This window comes from Paraburkholderia sp. (assembly GCF_034668105.1).
In the GTDB taxonomy this organism is placed as follows: domain Bacteria; phylum Pseudomonadota; class Gammaproteobacteria; order Burkholderiales; family Burkholderiaceae; genus Paraburkholderia.
The window spans coordinates 1-6,395 of the sequence record NZ_JAXDPY010000380.1 but is presented as its reverse complement, the minus strand read 5'-3'; the positions used below and the strand labels follow the sequence as shown (position 1 = coordinate 6,395).

Sequence of the window (6,395 nt, the reverse complement as noted above, 5' to 3'; positions counted from 1 at the left end):
TTTGTGTCACTTATCAACTTCGCAGGCAATCCTCGAGGAGAACGCTATGGAGCTATTCATTACAGGTGGTACGGGCTACATCGGGCAAGCGGTCGCGCGCAAGGCAATCAGCCTCGGCCACCAGCTGACGGCGCTGGTGCGCGATGACAGGTCGGTGGCCGCGAGCGCGCTGGCACGTTTCGGCGTGAAACTGCATGGCGGCGACTTGCGTGAACCGCAGTCTTTCGCCGCGACTGCCGGTACCGCTGATGGCGTGGTGCACATGGCGTCGACCAACGATGCATCCGCCGCCGCTGCGGACGAGGCCGCGACTGTAGCGATGCTTTCGCATTTGCATCCGGGCGCGGCGTTTGTCTATACGTCGGGCACCTGGGTCTACGGCAATACGGAGGGGGAGCGCGCGACTGAAGCATCGGCGCTGAACCCGACACCACTCATCGCCTGGCGGCCCGCAGTGGAACAACAGGTGCTGGCGCTAGCAGCACGCCGCTCGATTGGCGCGGTGATCCTCAGGCCTGCGATGGTGCACGGCTACGGCGGCGGCATCTTCGGCATGCTGGCCGGCATGGTTCGTCAGACCGGCAGTGTGAGAGTCGTCGGCGATGGTCGCAACCACTGGCCTGCCGTGCACGTCGATGATCTCGCCACGGCATATCTGAGCGCGGTGGAGCGGATGGCAAGTGGGGACGGTCGAGTCACGGGACAGATCTTCAACGTGGTCGCGGAAGACGCCGTTGCGGTTGCCGAAATGGGCGAAGCGATTCGAACCTCGGTCGGCGCCGACCGTGTCGAATTATGGCCGCTCGACGATGCTCGCAAAGAGCTTGGGCCATTTGCTGACGCACTGGCGCTCGACCAGACGGTAAGCGGCCAGCATGCCCGGAGAGTCCTTGCGTGGGAACCCCATGGCCCCGGCCTGATTGCGGACCTCTCTGTACAGAAGCACGCTCAGCAAAGCAACGGAGCATGAAGATGGCGTTAAACACTGCATCTATCGAATCGATTCTCGCGACGATCGTAGCGGTTCTATTCGCGGTTGCTGGCGTGGTCAATCTTGCCAGACGCGGCGCGGTGAAGCGCGACTTCGCACGCTGGGGTTACCCGGCATGGTTTCAGTTGCTCTGTGGCGCTCTCGAACTGCTCAGTGCAGCACTTCTTCTTGGACAACAAACCAGAGTTTTAGGCCTAACGCTGGCCAGTGCGATCATGATTGGCGCGCTCTTCACGTTGCTCCGAAATCGGGAGCCGTTCCGGCATCTCGCCCCTGCGCTGATCTTCTCGGCTCTCATTGTGGTTACTGTGGCGGTCCGCGGTTGAGGCGTCGTCGCCACCAGGCGAGTGAGCGCGGGGCCGCGCGGGCAATCCGTGCTGCGGGTACTTGAAATGCGCACGGGGATAGCGGTATTGGAGCAACTCCAGTTTGATCGCGTGCGTCATGCGTCCGCTTTTTGTAGCGAGGGCTGGGGGCTCCGGGTCACCTGCCGCGGATCACCGCTTTATGTACCACTACGACCGCATTGCTGCCGAGCTACGTTTCATTGTTCAAGCTCTGCGACGCTAGCAAGTCCCGCACCGGAAGCCGACGCGGCTACGACGGCAGCTTCGCCGCGAGTACATCGATGTTCATGATTTCCGGCGGCTTGGCGAAAAGATCCGGAGCCCTCGCCATCAGCGCCTCGGCTACTTTGCCCGACAGGTGCGCCCGGCGTCCGGCGTCGTCGGGGAACGCGTCGAAGATGCCGTACACCGATGGCGCGATTTTCAGCCCGAACCACGCGATCGTCGCGGGTTCCTGCTCGACGAGCGGCAGTCCGCCCATCAGGAAGCTTTCGACTTCCTGCTCCTTGCCCGGCTTCGCTTCGAGCCGGACGAACAACGCTGTCTTGACCATGCCTGCCTCCATGTTGATGCCGCTTGCGGGTATCGACGGGAACTCTCCTATGATCTCTTCACGCATGCGTGGCGCGCGCCCAAACTGTCGCTAATGGCGTATTGGTTGAATGCACCGTCGCACCAGGATCTAACGATGAGCCTACTACGAGTCGACGCTATCGCATAGCTATTAAGAGCAACCGACCTTACGAGGGTGACCGAGCTTCGTCGGCGTTTTCCATGAAGCGCGGACAGCATCCTGCCGATGGTTGTCCTGCACTCAGGGTAATGCGTTTCCATGATCGAAACGTGACTAACGCTTCCCGTTCGGCTGCTATGGAGACACATCAGTGTCTCCTTCGGCTCGGCCCGAGCCACTCTGACCGACAGACTCTAGCGCATCAACCCTCCCTTAACCGGCCGCGTCCCCCAAAACAATACCGCCTCGACCGCGATAAACGCCGCAAGCGGCGCGATAGCTCCCACCGTCCCCGCGATCTCACGCCCGAACCGACCCGTCACATACAGCAGCACAATCATGCTGAGCGCCATGCCGGGCGCGCCGAGCCCGCGCAGCGCTGCGCTGCGATGGTAGCCAAGCCAGAACGCGGCCCGCGCGACGATCCAGACTACGGTCGTCGCCACGACCGCGCGCATGGACGAACCGTCGGGACAGTAGGCAGCCAGGCCGAACAGCGACGGCGCAAACACAATGAACTGCTCCACCGTGTTCTGCAGGTACCGTTGGTTGACGCGCAACCTGCGCGTCTCGAAGCCTGCCAGCGGATCGAACGCGGGAGACGTCAACCGTTCGTGCGCCACGGCTTCGACGCCCGTCACCAGGCAGAACAGAACTGCGGCGCAGCAGCATTTAAGCGTCAGAAGCATCCGCGCGCCGAGGCTGTCCATGCCCGGCAGCGGCGACATCAAAAGATCGATGCCGAGCCAGAGCCCCGAGGCAAGCAGCGAGGCGACCGCGATGCCAGCAATGCCGACGGCACGCTGCCGGCGAAAGTCGGAGGCGTGATGGGTCGGGTCGGTCATGATTTTTTCCTCCGAGCGGTTCGTGCGGCGGCATCGGCATCGGTCTGCGTATTTGCCCCGTGCGACGTAGTGTATTGCGTGAGACGGGTAATACACATACCGGCATAATCACTGAACTGGTTGCGCTGGTGTGCCGCGGTTACGATGGTTCAAATTGAACAACCATTCAGGAGCCCATCATGAAGCGTTTTCACATTGCGCTGGCCGTCGCGAACCTCGACGAATCGATCTCTGACTATAGCCGCCGCCTCGGACAGCCACCGTCCGCCGTGGTGCCGAGCCAGTACGCGATGTGGCGCACCGATCTGCTCAACTTCTCGATCAACGAAAATCCCGAGAAGGCGGGGCAGTTGCGACACGTCGGTTTCGAAGACGATGCCGCAAACGGTTATTCGAGCACCGTCGATGTGAACGGGCTCGAGTGGGAGCTGTTCTCAACTGCCGAGCAGGACGCGCGCATCGTCAGCGCTTATGGCGTTCCAGAGCGCCACTGACGAGTGGCGACAATTGCCACCGCGGTCAGATTCTGACCGGCCGCTTCGGGACTGGCCGGAGGGCTGTTCAGGATCCGAGACGGTTGTCATCCGCAGGAGTGTGGCGGTCGGTCTTCCACCTTCTTTCGGGGACGGCTGGCCGTCGGTTTGCATCAGATACCAATGCACTGCATTGCGGTCACTGGTGACGAGATCCACCTATGATACGAACTCCGCATTCGGGTTTTCACCGAGTCGAACCGTTGTCGATTTGCGGTCGTATCGCGCGTCGTGTGGATGAGAGCCAAACTGTCATCTGGCTTCGAAGCCACATCACGCAAAGCGCCGAACGGAGATATTAATGACTAAGGTCAGAGTTGCCGGGTTTAGTGTCTCGCTTGACGGCTTTGCTGCGGGAACCGCTCAAAGCTTGGATCACCCGCTTGGTGTTCGGGGGGAGGAAATCTTTCAATGGTTTTTCCCGACGCGGACTTTCCGTCAGATGCTAGGCAAAGAAGATGGTGAAATTGGCCTTGATGACAGATTCGCGCAACGAGCAATGGAAGGTTTCGGTGCCTTCATCCTCGGTCGCAACATGTTCGGCCCTGTTCGTGGGGAATGGCCTGACGATCAATGGAAAGGCTGGTGGGGTGACAATCCACCGTATCATGCGCCAACCTTCATACTCACGCATCATCCACGACCGTCAATTGAAATGTTAGGCGGAACGACATTTCATTTTGTTTCCGGCGGCATTGAGGATGCACTAGAAAAGGCGCGCGAAGCGGCGGCCGGAAAGGACGTCAAGATTGGCGGCGGTGTCGAGACTGTGAAGCAATACGTTCAGGCCGGCTACGTGGACGAGATTCACCTCGCCCTTGCTCCGGTTGCGCTTGGTCAGGGGGAATCGCTCTTTGGCGGCCTGGATCTCCGCGCTCTGGGATATCGGACAGTCGAGCATGTACCGACGGACCGAGCCACGCACATTGTTCTCGCGAAGTAACGTTGGCGTTCGGGAGACGAATGATTGCATTGCTAGGGCAATCTGGCTGACAGTCTGTCATATAGCGATGGCGGTAGGCTGACCCAGGAAGAATCGTTGCCGCCTCTCGCGAATGAAACACTTTGCTCTTTCCACCACGACAACTCCGGCACGGGCGTGCTGAACGTACGTTCAGCCAACAGTGTGCCATCCTTCGCGTCGCTCACGCGGCCCACGTAGTCAGAGTCGCCGCCGGGGTTCCACCGCAGTAGACACAGTTCGGCTGGAACGATAACAACGCTCTTGTTCGCCTATGCACAGGGGCCCGTGATTCCACTCGCTTCAGAACACCTTCACCGGCACATTCACCACCAACCTGTACTCCATATTGTTGCCATCGGAGTAATAGCGCGAGGCGTTGTGCCACATCGCGATGAAAGTAACCTTCGTATCCTTGAAGCGCCCGCTTTGCAGCGTATAGCTCGGAATGAAGCCGAACTCGTGATGGTGGCCGTGCACCGGTTCACCATTCTTCCAGTACAGGTCGTGCAGCGGCGCCGACGCCGAAGCATTATCAGCGGCACCCGCCGACGCATCCGCGCCCCAGCCATACTCGCCCCAGAACATCGCCTTGAGCCCCGGCACGCCGGCGTATTTACCGTCGAACGTGTAGCGCAATTGCAGCGACTGCTCATGCGGTGCGTTGTAGTCGACGTCCATCGAGTTGGTCAGGTAGATGCCGTTGGTCTCGTTGACATAGTCGAAGAATTGATCGCCGAGCACCTGCTGGTAGCCGAGCAGCAGCGCGTGCGGCCCGTGCTGCGCGGAGACCGACAGGCTGTACGCGTTACTGTTGATATGCCCCTGGCGTGATGCGCCGGTATCGTGCGTCGAGTAGACGTTCGCGAGACCGCTCCACTTGATGGTGGTCGGGTCGCCGAACGATTGCGCCACCGAGCCGTAGTATTGACGCCAGACGTCGTCGGCCTGGTCGACATACAGCGCCATTTCGCCGTTCTTCGCGTAGTGCCACGTGCCGCCCACGTAAGTCAGCCGGTCGATGCGCGTGCCGCCGTACGAGGTAGTCAGGTTGGTCAGATTCGTGTGGCCGCGTGCGTCGACTTTAGTGAAACTGCCGGCCTCCAGCGTCGTATGAACCAGGTCGTTACTGACCATCGACACACCCAGGAAAGTGGGCGGCAAAGCGCGGTTGTCGTGTGGTTCGAGGAACGGGTTGGTCACGACCTGCAGCCCGTACTTCACGACCGTTTCGGAAATGCGCCCCTTGATGTCATACATGCCGGGGTAAGCCCACGCGAGTTGTTGCGAGCCGCCGCCGTCCTTGCCGACATGCACCATATTGCCGGCGCCGTTGCCGCCGTCGAGCTTGAGCGCGGCGAACAGCGACGCGTCGACGCCGAAGCCAACCAGACCTTGCGTGAACCCCGATTCATAGTTGACTTGAGCGCCCTGGACCCACGCGTGCCGATAGATCGAAGGAGGGGCCTGAAAGTAGTCGGCGTAGTTGCGGAACTGCAGGTCCAGATGGCTATCGCCGATAAGGCCCTTGCTCGCTGCCTGACTCGACGGCGGTGCCGGCGGCGTGACGGTCTGGCTGGCTTCCGCGTTGACAACGGCGTTGGTGGTGTCCGGTTGATCGTTACGCAGCGAGCCACCTTGGTCCGCCCTGCGCTTGCCCGAGGGGTTAGCTTGCGACTGTGACGGGGGAGACGAAAGCGCTTGCGCGAGTGTTTGAGTTTTACTCGTATCGGCGGCGGGTTCCAATACGACGTCATCGGCGTAAGCATTCGCGCCGACGGTCAGCGCGGGCAGTGCGAACGCGCAGTAAAAGAAGGTGGCTGCACGGGTTTTTCCTGACCGGTTTTTAGTTGGACTATCTTTCATGTGGAACGTCTCTGTTATTTTGATGAATCCTCGTCTCGCGGTTAGCCAGTCCACGCTTATCGTTCATCCCGATAATGACAGGACGAACGAATCCAGCGGCGCGACGGACTGCCGCGTCG

The 6,395-nt window shown here is 60.5% G+C and carries 7 protein-coding genes; 4 read left to right on the top strand and 3 right to left on the bottom strand.

Going from position 1 to position 6,395, the window contains the following annotated elements; translation table 11 throughout:
• Together QOC89_RS17070 and QOC89_RS17065 are read left to right on the top strand one after the other, a co-directional pair.
• Positions 1-970: NAD-dependent epimerase/dehydratase family protein (locus QOC89_RS17070; protein WP_323046092.1), on the top strand; the 970-nt coding region annotated here is incomplete at its 5' end.
• A complete protein-coding gene (locus tag QOC89_RS17065; RefSeq protein WP_323046091.1) occupies positions 967-1,317 on the top strand; it encodes a DoxX family protein in 351 nt (116 codons plus the stop codon). The genes QOC89_RS17070 and QOC89_RS17065, both read left to right, overlap by 4 nt.
• Before the next feature lie 271 nt (positions 1,318-1,588).
• Here QOC89_RS17065 and QOC89_RS17060 read toward each other — a convergent pair whose 3' ends face one another.
• Together QOC89_RS17060 and QOC89_RS17055 are read right to left on the bottom strand one after the other, a co-directional pair.
• The gene (locus QOC89_RS17060; protein WP_323046093.1) at positions 1,589-1,891 is read right to left on the bottom strand and encodes an antibiotic biosynthesis monooxygenase; all 303 of its coding nucleotides are present in this window, start codon (positions 1,889-1,891) and stop codon (positions 1,589-1,591) included.
• Between the two features lie 374 nt (positions 1,892-2,265).
• Positions 2,266-2,916: an MAPEG family protein gene (locus QOC89_RS17055; protein WP_323046090.1), complete on the bottom strand. Its 651-nt coding sequence runs from the start codon at positions 2,914-2,916 to the stop codon at positions 2,266-2,268.
• Between the two features lie 179 nt (positions 2,917-3,095).
• On the opposite strand from QOC89_RS17055, the gene QOC89_RS17050 reads away from it, so the two are divergent.
• Together QOC89_RS17050 and QOC89_RS17045 are read left to right on the top strand one after the other, a co-directional pair.
• Positions 3,096-3,410: a hypothetical protein gene (locus QOC89_RS17050; protein WP_323046089.1), complete on the top strand. Its 315-nt coding sequence runs from the start codon at positions 3,096-3,098 to the stop codon at positions 3,408-3,410.
• 340 nt (positions 3,411-3,750) lie between these two features.
• A complete protein-coding gene (locus tag QOC89_RS17045; RefSeq protein ID WP_323046088.1) occupies positions 3,751-4,392 on the top strand; it encodes a dihydrofolate reductase family protein in 642 nt (213 codons plus the stop codon).
• A gap of 321 nt (positions 4,393-4,713) precedes the next feature.
• Here QOC89_RS17045 and QOC89_RS17040 read toward each other — a convergent pair whose 3' ends face one another.
• Positions 4,714-6,276 (bottom strand): OprD family outer membrane porin, encoded by a 1,563-nt coding sequence (locus tag QOC89_RS17040; protein ID WP_323046087.1) that lies wholly within the window; start codon positions 6,274-6,276, stop codon positions 4,714-4,716.
• Between the last annotated feature and the right edge of the window lie 119 nt (positions 6,277-6,395).

Coding starts and splice junctions, on each gene's coding strand:
- QOC89_RS17060 (WP_323046093.1), bottom strand. CDS start 1,891: ATGGTCAAGACAGCGTTGTTCGTCCGGCTCGAAGCGAAGCCGGGCAAG.
- QOC89_RS17040 (WP_323046087.1), bottom strand. CDS start 6,276: ATGAAAGATAGTCCAACTAAAAACCGGTCAGGAAAAACCCGTGCAGCC.
- QOC89_RS17065 (WP_323046091.1), top strand. CDS start 967: ATGAAGATGGCGTTAAACACTGCATCTATCGAATCGATTCTCGCGACG.
- QOC89_RS17045 (WP_323046088.1), top strand. CDS start 3,751: ATGACTAAGGTCAGAGTTGCCGGGTTTAGTGTCTCGCTTGACGGCTTT.
- QOC89_RS17055 (WP_323046090.1), bottom strand. CDS start 2,916: ATGACCGACCCGACCCATCACGCCTCCGACTTTCGCCGGCAGCGTGCC.
- QOC89_RS17050 (WP_323046089.1), top strand. CDS start 3,096: ATGAAGCGTTTTCACATTGCGCTGGCCGTCGCGAACCTCGACGAATCG.